13 protein-coding genes are annotated in these 14,601 nt (G+C 61.0%); 5 read left to right on the forward strand and 8 right to left on the reverse strand.

Annotated elements, in window-relative coordinates:
- Positions 1 to 20: 20 nt before the first annotated feature.
- The gene (locus N5D22_RS22770; protein WP_279658120.1) at positions 21 to 374 is read right to left on the reverse strand and encodes an antibiotic resistance protein VanZ; all 354 of its coding nucleotides are present in this window, start codon (positions 372 to 374) and stop codon (positions 21 to 23) included.
- A 242-nt stretch (positions 375 to 616) separates the two neighbouring features.
- Between N5D22_RS22770 and N5D22_RS22775 the strand changes: the two genes are divergently transcribed.
- Positions 617 to 2,128, forward strand: coding sequence for an aldehyde dehydrogenase (NADP(+)) (locus tag N5D22_RS22775; protein ID WP_279658121.1), 1,512 nt, complete (start codon positions 617 to 619; stop codon positions 2,126 to 2,128).
- Positions 2,129 to 2,482: 354 nt separating this feature from the next.
- On the forward strand, positions 2,483 to 3,733 hold the full coding sequence (gene aztD / locus N5D22_RS22780) for a zinc metallochaperone AztD (protein WP_279658122.1): 1,251 nt from the start codon (positions 2,483 to 2,485) through the stop codon (positions 3,731 to 3,733).
- A 68-nt stretch (positions 3,734 to 3,801) separates the two neighbouring features.
- Here the strand turns inward: aztD and N5D22_RS22785 are convergent, their stop codons facing one another.
- The 4 genes from N5D22_RS22785 to N5D22_RS22800 are packed head-to-tail and all read right to left on the reverse strand — an operon-like array spanning position 3,802 to position 8,668.
- Entirely contained in the window at positions 3,802 to 4,800 is a 999-nt protein-coding gene (locus tag N5D22_RS22785; RefSeq protein ID WP_279658123.1) for a TRAP transporter substrate-binding protein, read from the reverse strand.
- Positions 4,801 to 4,816: 16 nt separating this feature from the next.
- Positions 4,817 to 6,649 carry a TRAP transporter large permease subunit gene (locus N5D22_RS22790; protein ID WP_279658124.1) on the reverse strand — a complete coding sequence of 611 codons (1,833 nt, stop codon included), beginning with the start codon at positions 6,647 to 6,649 and terminating at the stop codon, positions 4,817 to 4,819.
- 43 nt (positions 6,650 to 6,692) lie between these two features.
- Positions 6,693 to 7,820, reverse strand: a complete 1,128-nt coding sequence (locus N5D22_RS22795; RefSeq protein WP_279658125.1) for an LLM class flavin-dependent oxidoreductase — start codon at positions 7,818 to 7,820, stop codon at positions 6,693 to 6,695.
- A complete protein-coding gene (locus N5D22_RS22800; protein ID WP_279658126.1) occupies positions 7,817 to 8,668 on the reverse strand; it encodes an ABC transporter substrate-binding protein in 852 nt (283 codons plus the stop codon). The genes N5D22_RS22795 and N5D22_RS22800 overlap by 4 nt, the downstream gene beginning before the upstream one ends.
- 210 nt (positions 8,669 to 8,878) lie before the next feature.
- On the opposite strand from N5D22_RS22800, the gene N5D22_RS22805 reads away from it, so the two are divergent.
- Together N5D22_RS22805 and N5D22_RS22810 are read left to right on the forward strand one after the other, a co-directional pair.
- Complete coding sequence (locus N5D22_RS22805; RefSeq protein WP_279658127.1) at positions 8,879 to 9,244, forward strand: metalloregulator ArsR/SmtB family transcription factor; 366 nt, start codon at positions 8,879 to 8,881, stop codon at positions 9,242 to 9,244.
- Between the two features lies 1 nt (position 9,245).
- Entirely contained in the window at positions 9,246 to 9,875 is a 630-nt protein-coding gene (locus N5D22_RS22810; RefSeq protein ID WP_279658128.1) for a glutathione S-transferase N-terminal domain-containing protein, read from the forward strand.
- Here N5D22_RS22810 and N5D22_RS22815 read toward each other — a convergent pair.
- On the reverse strand, positions 9,872 to 11,707 hold the full coding sequence (locus N5D22_RS22815; protein ID WP_279658129.1) for an ABC transporter ATP-binding protein: 1,836 nt from the start codon (positions 11,705 to 11,707) through the stop codon (positions 9,872 to 9,874). The two genes, N5D22_RS22810 and N5D22_RS22815, sit on opposite strands and share 4 nt — an antisense overlap.
- 196 nt (positions 11,708 to 11,903) lie before the next feature.
- Complete coding sequence (locus tag N5D22_RS22820) at positions 11,904 to 13,100, reverse strand: aminotransferase class V-fold PLP-dependent enzyme (protein ID WP_279658130.1); 1,197 nt, start codon at positions 13,098 to 13,100, stop codon at positions 11,904 to 11,906.
- Between the two features lie 88 nt (positions 13,101 to 13,188).
- Here N5D22_RS22820 and N5D22_RS22825 point away from each other — a divergent pair, with 88 nt between their 5' ends.
- Positions 13,189 to 14,025, forward strand: a complete 837-nt coding sequence (locus N5D22_RS22825) for an IclR family transcriptional regulator (RefSeq protein WP_279658131.1) — start codon at positions 13,189 to 13,191, stop codon at positions 14,023 to 14,025.
- Positions 14,026 to 14,031: 6 nt separating this feature from the next.
- Here the strand turns inward: N5D22_RS22825 and N5D22_RS22830 are convergent, their stop codons facing one another.
- Positions 14,032 to 14,526: a RidA family protein gene (locus tag N5D22_RS22830; RefSeq protein WP_080796007.1), complete on the reverse strand. Its 495-nt coding sequence runs from the start codon at positions 14,524 to 14,526 to the stop codon at positions 14,032 to 14,034.
- Positions 14,527 to 14,601 lie beyond the last annotated feature (75 nt).

Genomic DNA, 14,601 nt, shown 5'->3' on the forward strand with positions numbered 1-14,601 from the left:
TCTCGATTGCGGGCGTTCCGTCAGCCTGCGACGAACCGCGCCCTGAAAAGAAGGCAGGAAAGGGTGGCAAGCCCGCCGGCAATAGCCCCGGCGGCTTTCACGGCCGCATCCATCAGATGAGGATGGCGGGTGGGCGACAGGAATTGCAGCGCCTCAATGCCGAAAGCCGCCGCAATGCCCGCCACGATGATCGCCAGCCAGTAACGCGGATAGGCAAGCACAAAGGCGGCCGAGCAAAAGGCAAAGGCGGCGGCGCGGTCCAAACCCACCGTCGTCAGCGTCTGCGGACGAAAACCGATCGGGCAGATTGTAACGATCACGATCAGCAGAAGAACCGACCAGGCGACATATTTCGGAAGTCTGTTTGTCATCATGGCGTCACAATAAAGCGCCGTGCGCGTAAACGGAAGTACGTCTTTTTCGCCCCTCGCCCAATTAATCACACTTTTTGGTCAAATAGTTGAGAAACCGGCTTTCGCTCAGGCCCCACACGGGCTAAGGCAGAGGGCAACCGGGGGAGGTTCGCGGCTGATGGCCTTGGCTGTCGCCCATTGCTCCGGTGTTACGGTATCGGGTGGATTTTCCACACAGGATCAGATTTTCAGGGAAGAGCACAATGAGTTTCAAGCCGCACGGCAAACATCTGGTTGCAGGAGAATGGGTCGCAACGGAAGCGAAATTCCGCAGCGAGCCTGCACATGGCGAAGCTTTCGATTTTTCGGTCGGCACCGTCGATCTGGTGAATGCAGCCTGTGAAGCAGCCGAAGAAGCCTTCTGGAGCTACGGTTACACCACCCGCGAAGAGCGCGCCGCATTCCTCGACACCATCGCCGATGAGATCGAAGCACGCGCTGACGCCATCACCGAAATCGGCTCGTCCGAGACCGGCCTGCCCGCAGGACGCCTGCAAGGCGAACGCGGCCGCACCGTTGGCCAGCTGCGCCTCTTTGCATCGCATATCCGCAAGGGCGACTATCTCGATCGCCGGCACGACGAAGCGCTGCCGGATCGCCAGCCGCTGCCGCGCCCGGATATCCGCCTGATGCAGCGCCCGATCGGCCCCGTCGCGGTCTTCGGCGCGTCGAACTTCCCGCTCGCCTTCTCCACGGCCGGTGGTGACACCGCAGCGGCTCTGGCCGCCGGCTGCCCCGTCGTCGTCAAGGGCCATTCCGCCCATCCCGGCACCGGCGAAATCGTTGCCGAAGCCGTTCTCGCCGCCGTCAAGAAGCACAATCTGCATCCCGGCGTCTTCTCGCTGATCCAGGGCGGCCGCCGCGATGTCGGTTCCGCTCTCGTGCAGCATCCGCGCATCAAGGCGGTCGGTTTTACCGGTTCGCTCGCCGGCGGCCGCGCGCTGTTCGATCTCTGCGCCCAGCGCCCCGAGCCGATCCCCTTCTTCGGCGAACTCGGCTCGGTCAACCCGATGTTCCTGCTGCCGGAAGCCGTTTCCGCTCGCGGTGAGGCCATCGCTAAGGGCTGGGCCGGCTCGCTGACCATGGGTGCGGGCCAGTTCTGCACCAATCCCGGCATCGCCGTCATTCTCGCTTCGCAGGCGGATGCGGTTGCTGAAACTGCGCGCGCAGCACTTTCCGAAGTCGGCCCGCAGGTCATGCTGACCGACGGTATCGCCGCCGCCTATCGCGACGGCCGTGACCGTATCGCCGCCGGCAACGGCGTGCGCGACGTGCTGACCACCACCTGCGATCTGCGCAATGCAACGCCTTATCTTTACCGGGTTTCCGGCAAGGACTGGGTTGCCAACCACGCGCTTGCCGAAGAAGTCTTCGGACCGCTCGGCCTGATCGTGACGGTCGACAGCACGGAGGAAATGCTGGAAGTCGCCAAGAGCTTCGAAGGCCAGCTGACCGCGACCCTGCATCTCGACGCCGGCGATGCCGAACTCGGCCGCAAGCTGCTGCCGATCCTGGAGCGCAAGGCCGGCCGCGTTCTCGCCAACGGTTTCCCGACCGGCGTGGAAGTCTCCGAAGCCATGGTTCATGGCGGCCCTTACCCGGCTTCGACGAATTTCGGCGCAACCTCTGTTGGCACCATGTCGATCCGCCGCTTCATGCGCCCGGTTTCCTACCAGAACATCCCTTCAGACGTTCTGCCTGAGGATATCCGCTAAAAACTTGATAAAGGCAGGCGCAGCGATGCGCCTGCCTTTAGCGTCGGAACCTCCGCTTCCGTCATCCTCGGGCTTGACCCGAGGATTCGTAACTGTCGAGATGAATAGATCCTCGGGTCAAGCCCGAGGATGACCTTGCGTGTGTGGCCTGACACAGAAGCCCCCAAACTCTTCCACGCGTCAACGATACATAGTTTCCAGATTTTCAGCAGCACGACGTCCACGTCGGTTGACATGGACCCCGCGGGTAATGCTAATACGTCAATCGTAACGTAATAACATTACAAAACATCCTCGATGGCCTCGATATCGGCCCTGATCAGCATGAGGATGACAACGTCTGGAAGGAACACCATGAGATTCTCCCTTCACCAGCAATTTGGCGTGGGCGCGCTCGCCACGTGCCTGGCACTCGCCACGTCGATTGCCTCCGGCATGGCGCAGGCGGAAGAAAGCAAGGACGGCGTCAAGGAATGGCGGCTGTTCGTCGCCGATCACACCCAGCCGGTGGTGCGCGCGATCAATTTCCAAACCGGCAAGGAACTCGGACGCTACGACCTCAAAGGCTATGCGGCGCTGACTGCCAGCGCCTCCGGCAAGACTGTTTTCGCCACACAGTCAGATTCGGATATCGTGCATGTGATCAAGACCGGCATCGTCTTCTCCGACCACGGCGAGCATCGTGATCTGGAAGTGGAAGATGCGGCGCTGCTGCCCGTTACTTTCGAAGGCAAACGCCCGTTCCACGTCGTGCCGCATGATGACCATGCCATCCTGTTCTACGACCGTGGCGGCAAGGCTGAAATCATCGATGAGGCTGCCCTGCTAGACGGCAAGGCAAAGGTCCGCACCGTCGATACGACCGCCCCGCATCACGGCGTGGCAGTGACGATAGGCCGTTACGTTCTGGTGTCCGTACCCAACACGCAGATCGAAACCAAACCGGACACGCTGCCGCCCCGCATCGGGTTGCGCGTTCTTGACAGGGACGGCAAGCAGATTGGTGAACAGGCGACATGCACCGATCTGCACGGTGAGGCGACATCCGCACGGCTTGCGGCCTTTGGCTGCAAGGAAGGCATTCTCGTTGCCCGGCCGGGCGGCACGGATGGCCCGAAGCTCGAAATGCTGGCCTATCCGGAAGATTTCCCGAAAGCCTATACCGGCACGCTGCTCGGCGGCAAATCCATGCAGTTTTTCCTTGGAAACTACGGTGAGGACAAGGTCGTCCTGATCGATCCTGACAGCAAGGACGCCTTCCGCCTTGTCGAACTGCCGACCCGGCGCGTCGATTTCATCCTCGACCCCGCCAATCCGCGCAATGCCTACATTCTGACGGAAGATGGCGACCTGCATGTGCTTGACGTGCTGGAAGGCGTTATCACCCGCACGGCGAAGGTCACCGAACCCTACAGCAAGGATGGCCATTGGCGCGATCCGCGTCCGCGTCTCGCCGTTGCCGACGGGCAGGTCGTAATTTCCGATCCGCGCCATTCGCTGGTGCGCGTGGTGGATGCGGAAAGCCTTAAGGAAACCCGCACGCTTGCGGTGGAAGGCCAGCCCTATTCCATCGTTGCCGTTGGCGGCTCCGGCGCTTCGCACTGATACCGAACAAAGAAACCCCGTGCGCTCTAAGGACACACGGGGTTTCCTGATTTTGAAGGGTCGTATTATCAGGCCGACTGCACAGCCTCTATCTTCTCGATGCCGCCAACAATGCCGGCGAAATCCTGCCAGACGCCCTGCGCACCCTTGCGCCATTCGTCCAGCGCTTCCGGCTGCAGCACCTTGCCGCCCTTGGAGAGCGCAAGCTCGACGGACTTTACTTCGTCCTCGACGATCAGCTGGTTGAAATATTGCGCGCCTTCACTTGATGCTTCCAGGAGAACCTTCTTCTCTTCGTCGTCCAGCTGGTTCCAGAAGGTCGCACCGTAATAGACGACGCCTGAAGCCCAGATGTGGCCGGTTTCCGTCAGATAGGGCACGACCTCGTAAAGCTTGAAGCCGGCATAAGCGGACTTGGTGAGATCCATGGCATCAGCCACGCCGGTTGCCAGCGCATTATAGGTCTCGGTAATCGGGATACCGACCGGGGTGGTGCCGAAGGCGCTCCACAGCTTGGTATGCAGCGGGCTCTGGATGACGCGAATTTTCTTGCCTTCCAGCTGCTCCGGCCGGGTTACTGGCTCCTTGGTCAGAAGATGGCGTGCGCCGTAATTGATGAAATCGGCGGCGATGAATTGCTGGGCGGCGAGCTTCGTCTTCAGATCAGTGCCAGTCTCACCCGTCACCACCTTGCGCACGTGCTCGGCATCGCGAAACAGAAAGGGCAGATCGAGGATCTGCAGTTCCGGCACCCAGCCCGAAAGCGACGAGACTGTCGAAAGGCTCGCCTGAACCGAACCCAGACGGATATTTTCCGCCACTTCCTTTTCACCGCCCAGCGCACCGCTCTTGACGATGTTGAAACGGAAACGGCCGGGCAGCTTCGCCTCCACCAGCTCGCTGATCTTCACCCAGATTTTCGTCTCCGGCTTGTCATCGGCAAACAGCGAGGCAACCGTGAGGCTGCGGGTTCTGGCATTTGCCGTGCGCACGAAGGCAGGCGCGGCGAGTGTTGCGGCGCCGATGGCGGAGAGTTTGAGGAGATTGCGGCGATCGATAATAGTCATGATTGAAACCCCAAATTTAGAAGAAAATGGCCCAGCCGCACAGAATGGCGAGGGAAACGAGAAGCGAGACGAGATAGGGAACGACGGCCCGGAAAAGTGCTGTCGCCGGAATGCGGGTGACGCCGCTGACCACGAAGATGAGCATGCCGAGCGGCGGCGTCAGGCCATGGATCATCAGATTGACCACGAGAATGACGCCAAAATGGATGGGATCGATGCCAGCCGCCACGGCAGCGGGCAGCAGGATCGGCCCGAACAGCAGGATGGCCGCACCGATATCCAGCACCAGCCCGACCACGAGCAGGATAAGGTTGGAGAGCAGGAGCACCGCGATCTTGCTGCCGCCGAGCAACGTTACGAAGTCAGTAACGAGACCCGAGACATTATCCACCGCCAGCAGGAAGGCGAAAGGCCCCGCCGTGCCGATCAGAAGACCGATGGCCGCCGCCTCACCCGCCGACTGGCGGAAGGTCGCAAAAATGCGGCCGGCGCCCAGCCGGTAACCGAAACCGAGAAGCAGCGTGTAAAGCGCCGCAAGCGCTGCGGCCTCCGTGGTGGTGACGATGCCGATGCGGATGCCGACCACCACGATGACGCCGAGGCCAAAGGCGGGTATGGCGGCGATGGCCGAGCGCCAGCGCTCCGCACCCGTCGCGCGCGGCAAGGTATCGACACTGCGCACGCTGTAATGAATCGCCACCGCAAGGCAGATCGCCATCAGCCCGCCGGCAAAGAAGCCGCCGACCAGCAACGAGCCGACCGAAAGATTGGTGGCCGTTGCGAGGATGAGAAAGGCGATGGAGGGCGGAATGACATTGTCCAGCACCGAGGTAGCGGCAATGATCGCGCCCGCCTGCGCCGGCGGATAGCCATGCTTCACCAGTTCCGGCTGGAAGGTGGAAGCGCCGAAAGCGGCGTTGGCGACCGAGGAGCCGGATGCGCCGGAAAACAGCACGCTGGTCAACAGCGTCGTCTGCGCCAGCCCTGCCCGCCGGTGACCGACCATGGCGGCGGCGAAACGAACCAGCTGGTTGGCGACGCCCGATTCCGTCAGCAGGCTTCCGGCCAAGAGGAAGAAGGGAATGGCCAGCAGCAGGAATTTCGACATGCCCGTCACCGTCGAGGACACGATGGCCGGCTCCGGCAAGGTGCTGCCGAAGGCGATCGCCACATAGGCGGCGGCAAGGAAGGCATGGGCAAGCGGCGCGGCCAGAACCAGCCCCACGGCCGCCGTCAGCGCCAGAAACAGGCTCGGCGGCAGGCTGGTATCGATGAACAGTTCCGGCAGGCCGACATAAGAAACAACCGCGATGGCGACGGAGAGCAGAACGGCAAACGCCTTGCCTTCACCGACCCGTTGAAACGCCAGATAGACAAAGATCAGCGCGCCGCCTGCACCGAGAAAACCGAAGCGCACCCATTCCGGCAGGCCGAGTGTTGGCGACGTGCCGCCCAGCATGGCCGCAATCTCCACCCCACCGAAGGCGAGGATAAGGGCTGCGACGAAGGAAAAGGCATCGGCCAGAATTTCGGTTGCGGCATGAAAGCGCTCCGGCAGGAAGCGCACGAATACATCCAGCCGCATGGCCAGAGCGCTCTTGAGGCTGAGCGGCGCGCCGACCGCAATCATCGCCACATTGAGCCAGATGCCCAGATCTTCCGCACCGATGAAACCGGTGTGGAACAGGTACCGCAGGGTGACATTGACCAGCACCACCACCAGAAGCGTGGCAAGGATGGCCGCCGCGACCGCGCCGAGCAGCGTGTCCAGAACGGCGAGCACCCGCCCGGCCACGCGTTGCGGGCCGATACGCCTTTGTGCTGAGGTCGTTGCCGGACTTGCCGTCATGTCATTCTTCTCCACTCCCAAAGCCATGGTCAGAAGTCCACGCTCAGGAGGCCTTGGCCGAGAGATCGCGGTCGAACAAAGTCGACCAGGTGAACTGTTTTGCCGCTGACACCTCACGCGATACATCAAGACGCGGCAGAACCTTTTCGCCGAAGCGGAAGGCCTCTTCCAGCAATGGCATGCCGGAAAGGATAAAGGTATTCACGCCTGCCTTCTTATAGGCTTCCAGCGTGCGGATGACAGTATCCGGTGAACCGACAATCGCAGTTCCGGGGCCCGGACGGACAAGCCCGATACCGGCCCAGAGATTGGGCGCGATTTCGAGATCGCGCAGGTTTTCCGGTTTCTGGCCGCCATGCATCGCCGTCATGCGCTGCTGGCCGACGGAATCGGTCTTGCCGACAAAACGCTGGTTGGCGGCAATCGCAGCCGCATCCATGCGGCCGTAGAGATCGGCCGCAGCGGCCCAGGCCTCTTCATCCGTATCGCGCACGATAACATAAAGGCGGATGCCGTATTCCAGCTCACGGCCGAGTTTTTCCGCGCGTACCTTGACGAGATCGACCTTCGCGCCGATCTGGTCCGGGGTTTCACCCCAGGAGAGATAGGTCTCGACATGTTTGGCCGCAACATTGATGGCCTTGTCCGAAGAACCGCCGAACCACAAGGGCGGCGGCTCTATGCCCTGCCCCACCGGCAAAGCGAGTTTTGCACCGTCCGTCTGGAAATACCGCCCCTTGAAATCCACCGTCTCGCCGGCAAAAAGCCGGTGCCAGATCTGCAGATATTCATCCGCCATATCGTAACGTTCGTCATGCGGCATGGTCATGCCGTAAGCGCCGAGCATCTTGGCATCGCCGGAAACGACATTGATAAGCAGGCGTCCACGCGAAAACTCCTGAAGCGTCGCCGCCATCTTGGCAAGCAGCGTCGGCGCGATCAGGCCCGGATGGATGGCGACCAGCAGTTTCAGCCGTTCGGTGTAGGAGAGCAGCGCACCTGCCAGAACCCAGACATCATGCGCCCCGGTGGCAAACAGCGCGCCGGTATAACCCAGCTGATCGTAAGCCAGCGCCAGCTGCCTGTAATAACCGAGATCGACCTTGCGGGACCCTTCCGGCTGCCAGGGATAAGCGCCGTCGGGCGCGCACATATACCAGAAAACATTCATCGGTCGCCTCCCGTGCTGACCGATTGACCCGTCAAAACCGGTAAAGAAAAATGGCCGTGCCTGTAAAGCGTATCGGCCTCCTCCTGCTGTTCGGCAAGGATATTTTCAGTAGCCGGCACCACTGAAAGATCGCGCGAGCGCAACACCTTCGCCCAGGATGACGTGTCACCTTCGCTACCCGGTTCGGCGGCAAGAAGGCTTGCGGCCCGGTCTATATCCGCCATGACGGCGCGGCCGACGCGGTCCAGTTCGGTGGCAATCGCCTGCCGCGTTTCCGTCGTTATATTGTGGCGCGCAAGCGTCCAGAACAGCGAGCGGTTGGGAATGGTGGAACCGCAGCGGACCAGAAGGCTGATCTCCGCATGGGTCAGCGCCTTTTCCAGCCGTGGCGACATCGTCACCCAGGCATCAACGCGGCCTTCCACGAGGTCTTGCAGGCTGTCGCTGTCGCCGCTTTCGATGCGGGTGACATCCGCAAGCCCGAGCCCCGCCCCTTCCAGGCTGCGCGCCAGAAGATAGGTATGAAAAGAGCCGTCGATCAGCGATATGCGCTTTCCCACGAGATCAGCTGCGGAACGGATCGGGCTGTCGCGCCGCACGAGGATTGCGCCATTGGCGGGCCTTGGTGCGGAAGCGGCGATATAAACCGCCGAAAGCCCGCGCGCATCCGCTTCAATGGGCGGCGTCGAGCCGGTGCCACCGAAATGGATGTCGTCTTTTTCCAGAAGGGCCGCCGTATCGCGTCCTTCGCGATAGGGCACGAAGTGCGGATCGAATTCCCCGAAAGCACCGGGCCAGAGCCGGGCGAGCCGTAAATGCAGATTGTTGGGATGGACCCCGATTTTCATGTCGACACCTCATTTCACAATCAATCTACTTTTTTATAGAGTGTTTTCGAGGAACGGTTTGGCGATCATCGACCGGAAAGCGAAAGAGAAATCTACTAATCCTGTAGATTTTAAAATTTCGCGGCTGACTAAAAACGACCTGCATCAAGCCATTGAAATTTATCGCCATACAATTTACTTTTTTATAGTCTGAAACAGGGACCAGTAGTTGTGACGAAACCGGTTTCCAATCTGATCTGCCGCAGCGTGGTAGAAGCGAGCGAGCTTTTGAAGCTTGTCGCCAACGCCAACCGTCTGGCCATTGTCTGTTACCTCATGGAAACGGAAGCGTCCGTTTCCGCACTGGAATATGAACTTGGTATCCAGCAGCCAACGCTTTCGCAGCAGCTTGCCGAATTGCGCGACGCCGGTATCATCGAAGGCACGCGGGAAGGCAAGGCGGTGATCTATCGTGTCACCGACCCACGCATTATCCAGCTGGTTCTGACCCTGCGCGATCTTTACAAGGACCTTTCCGATGTGACGGGCAAGAAAGGCCGTCGCGCCTTGCCGCTGGATGAGGCGATGTTCGACTGACATGATCGACCTTTACACCTGGATCACGCCGAACGGCCTCAAAATCTCGGTTGCGCTGGAAGAACTCGGCCTGCCCTATCGAAGCCACGCCATCGACATCGAAAAAGGCGAGCAATTCGTGGCCGATTATATCCGCATCAATCCAGGCTCGAAAATTCCGGCAATCATCGACAATGACAACGGCACCGTCCTGACGGAATCGAATGCGATCCTCATCTATCTCGCCGAAAAGACGGGGCGGCTTCTGCCCGCCGCCGCGACCGAGCGACTGATCGTCACCGAATGGCTGATGTGGCAGGCCGCCAATTTCGGCCCGACACTCGGTTATGCCCATTATTTCCTGACGTACCATGCCGGGAAGGCTCCCTTTGCCGAGACGCGTTTTGCCGCGGATGTGGAGCGCCTCTACCGGACATTGAACGACCGTTTAACGGGGCGGGAGTATGTGGCCGGCGAGTTCTCCATCGCCGATATCGCCATCTGGCCATGGGTCTCGCGTTTCTCGCGCCACAAAATCAATCTCGATGATTTTCCGGCCGTACAGCGGTGGTATCGCCAGCTTGGACAGCGGGAAAGTTTTAAGCGCGGTTATCGCGTACCCTTCGCAACGTCGGACGTACCGGGACTTTAACAGGCGACGAGGTGGCCGGGTGAAACCTCGCGATATTCACGCGGCTTGACGACATAATCGACCGCGCGGATCGGGCTTTTCAGCTCGTCATTCGCGGCACCCCGCCGTGTGTTGCGGCGATCCGGGTCCGGCACCGGCACGGCCGCCATCAGCTTGCGGGTATAGTCATGCTGCGGATTGTCGAAGACAGCAGCGCGCGGACCGATTTCGACGATCTCGCCAAGATACATCACCGCCACCCGGTGGCTGACGCGTTCCACCACCGCCATGTCATGGGATATGAACAGGAAGGCAAGATCGAGGCTTTGCTGCAGATCCAGCATCAGGTTGATGACCTGTGCCTTGATGGAAACATCCAGCGCCGAAACGCTTTCATCCGCGACGATCACCTTGGGCTGGAGGGCGAGCGCGCGGGCGATGCAGATGCGCTGGCGCTGGCCACCGGAAAATTCATGCGGGTAACGCGAAGCCATGTCCGGTGAGAGACCGACCTTCACCAGCATGTCGGCCACCACATCCTTCGCCTCGCGCGTGCTGCCCATGCGGTGTTCCAGAAAAGGTTCGGCAATCGCCGCACCCACCGTCATGCGCGGATTGAGCGAGGCGAAAGGGTCCTGAAAGATCATCTGAACCGTCTTGCGCATGTCCCGCATGCCCGTCTTGTCGAGGGCGAGAATGTTTTCGCCGTTGACCACGACCGACCCGGCATCCGGCTCGATCAGCCGCATGATGGCGCGTCCGGTGGTCGACTTGCCGCAGCCGCTTTCGCCCACCAGCGACAATGTCTCCCCGGCCCTCAAATCGAAGGACACATTCTCCACCGCATGCACCCGGCCGCTGAGCCGCCCCATAAGGCCGGAGTGGATGTCGAAGCGCTTGGTCAGCCCCTCCACCTTGAGAACCGGCTGAGCGCTGGCATCGACGGTATCGGCCGGGCGCGCAGATTCCTGCATTTCCCCTGTCGTTGTGTTGACGATCGGAAAACGGAGCGGTCTTTCCTCGCCCTTCATAGACCCCAGAACCGGAACGGCGGACAAAAGTGCGCGCGTATAGGGATGTTTGCCGCGATGGAAGATATCGGCCGTCGCACCGACTTCGACCTGCTCGCCGCGATACATGACGACCGTGCGGTCGGCGATTTCGGCCACCACACCCATGTCATGGGTAATGAAGAGGACCGAGGTGCCCTCCTCTTCCTGCAGCGTCTTGATAAGGTCGAGAATCTGGCCCTGAATTGTCACATCGAGCGCCGTCGTCGGCTCGTCGGCGATCAGGAGCTTCGGTTTGGAGGCGAGCGCCATGGCGATCATCACGCGCTGGCGCATCCCGCCGGAAAAGCGGTGCGGATATTCATCGAAGCGTGAAGCGGCAGAGGGGATGCGGACCTTTTCGAGAAGGCGGATCGTCTCCGCCCGCGCTTCCGCTTTCGACATCGGCTGGTGGCACAACAGGGCCTCGGAAATCTGGTCGCCGATGGTGAACAGCGGATTAAGGCTGGTCATCGGCTCCTGAAAGATCATCGCAACCTCATTGCCCCGCACCCGCCGCATGGCGTCTTCGGAAAGGGACAGGAGATTGCGGCCGCCGAGCAGGATTTCGCCCTGAACCCTGCTGCTCTCCCGATCCAGCAGCCGCATGATCGAGAGTGAGGTCACGCTTTTGCCCGAGCCGCTTTCGCCGACGATCGCGACCGTCTCACCCGGCCCGACATCGAAGGAAATATCACGCACCACGGGTTTCCAGCCGCCATCCACGTGAAAGGACGTGGTGAGATTGCGGACGGAAAGCACGGCATCTTCTGCACCAAGCGGTGCTGCCTGCGGCATGGTCATGATCGTTCCCTTCTTTTTATGTTTCAACTCAAGCACGGCGTTGCGGCAAATTTCTTCTCCCCGCCGGGGAGAAGGTGGCCCGAAGGGTCGGATGAGGGGGCAACGCCAGCGATAAAACGCACCCTTGCCCCCTCATCCCGCTGCCGCGGACTTCTCCCCTCGGGGAGAAGATATACGCGGCACCCGCTCGTTCCATTTAGTCCGGCCAGCGCAGCATGCCGTCGAAACGGTGACGGCTGCGGTCTTCGAACGGTGTGGCGATCACCTCATTGGAGGCGCGCGCCTTGTCCAGTTCCTCGGCCAGACGGGAGGCAACGATGGTTTCCTGACCGGGATGCAGGTTGCAGGGGTCGAGATAGAAATAACGGTGCTCCACCTCGTGGTCGCGGACAATGATCGGTGGGCTGCCTTTGGCAAGCGCCGTCGTCAGGTCCCAGGCGGTGATATGTGCTTCCTCGGCATCGATGATGACGCGCAGCCGGTCGAGCGGGTTATTGGTCGGGTCGGGCTCGATCAGCGCGGTTACACCGGGGCGTCCGTCCAGCGTCTTTTTCCAGAGGTTGAGGTAGCCGGTTTCACGCTCGCGAATACCGGCATGGTCGCGCTTTTCCCAGGCTTCCAGCGCCGCCATGACGCCATAGATGCTTTCCTTGCCGACTTTCATGCCGCGGCCGATGCCCATATTCTGCAGGAAGGCGTTGCGCACCAGTTCCTTTTTGCCGGCGACGATGCCCGAGGTGGGGCCGCCGAGGAACTTGTGGCCGGAATAGAGCACCACATCCGCACCCGTCGCCAGAAACAGCTTCAGGTCATATTCGGAAGCCGCATCGACGATAACAGGCACGCCCTTGGCATGGGCGATCTCGACGAATTCGGAAAGATGCAGCAGGCCGTAATCCACCACATGATGCGAGACGACATAGACCGCCGCCGCCGTCTTTTCGGTGATGGCGTTTTCCATATGGAAACGGTGGGTCGATGTCGCCTGCCCGATCAGCACCACCTTGCCGCCGCCGAGGCGGATCGCCTGATCCACCGGTGCGCCATAGCTCACCACATGGCCCATCTGCACCAGAACCTCGTTCTTTTCCGGCGCGATATCAGGCAGCTTCTCGATGGCCAGCAGATTGTTGCCGGTAATGACGCCCGCCACCGCAAGGCTGATGCCCGAGGAGCAGGAGGCGGTGACGAAACCGGCCTCGCCGCCCGTCAGCCTCGATATCACCGCGCTGGCCTTGCGCTGCAGATCGTTGATCTCGACAAATTGCGGCAGGATGGCCGCCATGGCCTGAACCGCTTCCGGAACGACAATCGACGCGCCGAGCGAGGTCATGGTGCCCGAGACGTTGATGACCGGGCGAAGGCCGATCCTGCTTCTGATATCCTCGGTCATGTCTTTCTCCTGTCTTTGCGATGCGATGGGCATCGACATGTATGCCATAATAATGTAATAGCTTCTCAAAACCCATGAGGAGCCAAAATTGGACGCCCATAGACTGGACGAAATGTCTTCAACCGCCGTATCTCCCACGGAGGAAACCCCGGACGCGAAGGCCGCCAAGCGCTCGCGCGTCAGCGGCATCGACCGTGCCCTTCAGGTCATTGATTACCTTTACGAAACCGGATCTCCGGCCGGCGCTTACGCCATCGCCAAGGCGATCAAGGCGCCGCTTTCCACCGTCTATGTGATCGTCGACGATCTCGTCGAAAAGAACATGCTGGCGCGCAATGCCGATGGCAACATCTGGCTTGGCGCACGGCTTTACCACTATGGGCTCGCTTATGCCCGCTCGCTGGATTTCATGGGCGTCGCCACCCACGAAATGCACGATCTGTGCCGCCATGCGGGCGAGACCGTGCAGCTTTGCGGCCGCGATGGCGACCATATGCTGGTGCTTGCCATGGCCGATGGTCCGAGCCATTTTCAGGTCGCGTCGCGCGTCGGCACCCGTGTTCCCCTGAACTGGACGGCCTCCGGCCGCCTGCTCGTCGGTCATTTGCCGGAGACGGAGCGTGTCGAGCTTTTCCGCCGCTGCGCCCGCACCTCGCCGACCGGCCGCGCCGAAATCAACCCCGAAACCCTGTCGCAATCGGCAGGTGCGGCCTTCCATGACCGGCTGTCGATACAGGTTGCCGAATCCGATTACGCCGTCGCCTGCATCGCCTCGCCGATCTGCGACAACAGGGGCGAATGCGTTGCGACGATTTCCATCGTGCTGCCGGAGCAGAAGGTGCTGGCGGACGAGAACCATTATACCGAACAGGTCAGGGTCTCGGCGGAACGGATCGAGAAGCTGATGGGCTGGCGCAACCATTAGACGGCCTCACCCCTTGAGCGCGACGATGGCTTCGATCTCGACGGTGATATTGCCCGGCAGCGAGCCGAAACCAACGGCGGAACGGGCATGCTGCCCGGCATCGCCGAACACATCGATGAAGAGATCGGAGCAGCCGTTGATGACGCTCGGGTGATCGCGGAAATCGCTGACGGCATTGACCATGCCGAGCAGCTTGACCACCTTCTTCACCCGCGACAGATCCCCCAGCGCCTCATGCATGACAGCGAGAAGATTGATGCCGGTGAGCCGCGCATGGTTATAGGCCTCTTCCAGCCCGATTTCCGCGCCCACCTTGCCGGCGTAAAGATGGCCGTTTTCTTCCCGCGGCCCCTGCCCCGAAAGATAAAGCATGTTGCCTTCCACCACATGGGTAACGAAATTGGCAATCGGCGGCGGCGGCGGCGGCAGGGAGATGCCAAGCGCGGCGAGCCGGTCATAGGGCGAAAGGCGCCCTTCTGCATCAAGCGAAGACTGTTTCACGCGAATTCCTCATAGTGCCGGGATGTGTATCCCGTCTTGTCTGCGGAAGGCGGAGGAGGGACCTCCGCCATTCCA

This window comes from Agrobacterium sp. GD03872, assembly GCF_029840625.1.
Lineage (GTDB): Bacteria > Pseudomonadota > Alphaproteobacteria > Rhizobiales > Rhizobiaceae > Agrobacterium > Agrobacterium fabrum_A.

Bases quoted from the DNA above. Each gene is read 5' to 3' on its own strand.
- N5D22_RS22800 (WP_279658126.1), bottom strand. From the start codon at position 8,668: ATGAAAATCGGGGTCCATCCCAACAATCTGCATTTACGGCTCGCCCGG.
- N5D22_RS22790 (WP_279658124.1), bottom strand. From the start codon at position 6,649: ATGACGGCAAGTCCGGCAACGACCTCAGCACAAAGGCGTATCGGCCCG.
- N5D22_RS22815 (WP_279658129.1), bottom strand. From the start codon at position 11,707: ATGACCATGCCGCAGGCAGCACCGCTTGGTGCAGAAGATGCCGTGCTT.
- N5D22_RS22795 (WP_279658125.1), bottom strand. From the start codon at position 7,820: ATGAATGTTTTCTGGTATATGTGCGCGCCCGACGGCGCTTATCCCTGG.
- N5D22_RS22810 (WP_279658128.1), top strand. From the start codon at position 9,246: ATGATCGACCTTTACACCTGGATCACGCCGAACGGCCTCAAAATCTCG.
- N5D22_RS22775 (WP_279658121.1), top strand. From the start codon at position 617: ATGAGTTTCAAGCCGCACGGCAAACATCTGGTTGCAGGAGAATGGGTC.
- N5D22_RS22785 (WP_279658123.1), bottom strand. From the start codon at position 4,800: ATGACTATTATCGATCGCCGCAATCTCCTCAAACTCTCCGCCATCGGC.
- N5D22_RS22770 (WP_279658120.1), bottom strand. From the start codon at position 374: ATGATGACAAACAGACTTCCGAAATATGTCGCCTGGTCGGTTCTTCTG.
- N5D22_RS22820 (WP_279658130.1), bottom strand. From the start codon at position 13,100: ATGACCGAGGATATCAGAAGCAGGATCGGCCTTCGCCCGGTCATCAAC.
- aztD (WP_279658122.1), top strand. From the start codon at position 2,483: ATGAGATTCTCCCTTCACCAGCAATTTGGCGTGGGCGCGCTCGCCACG.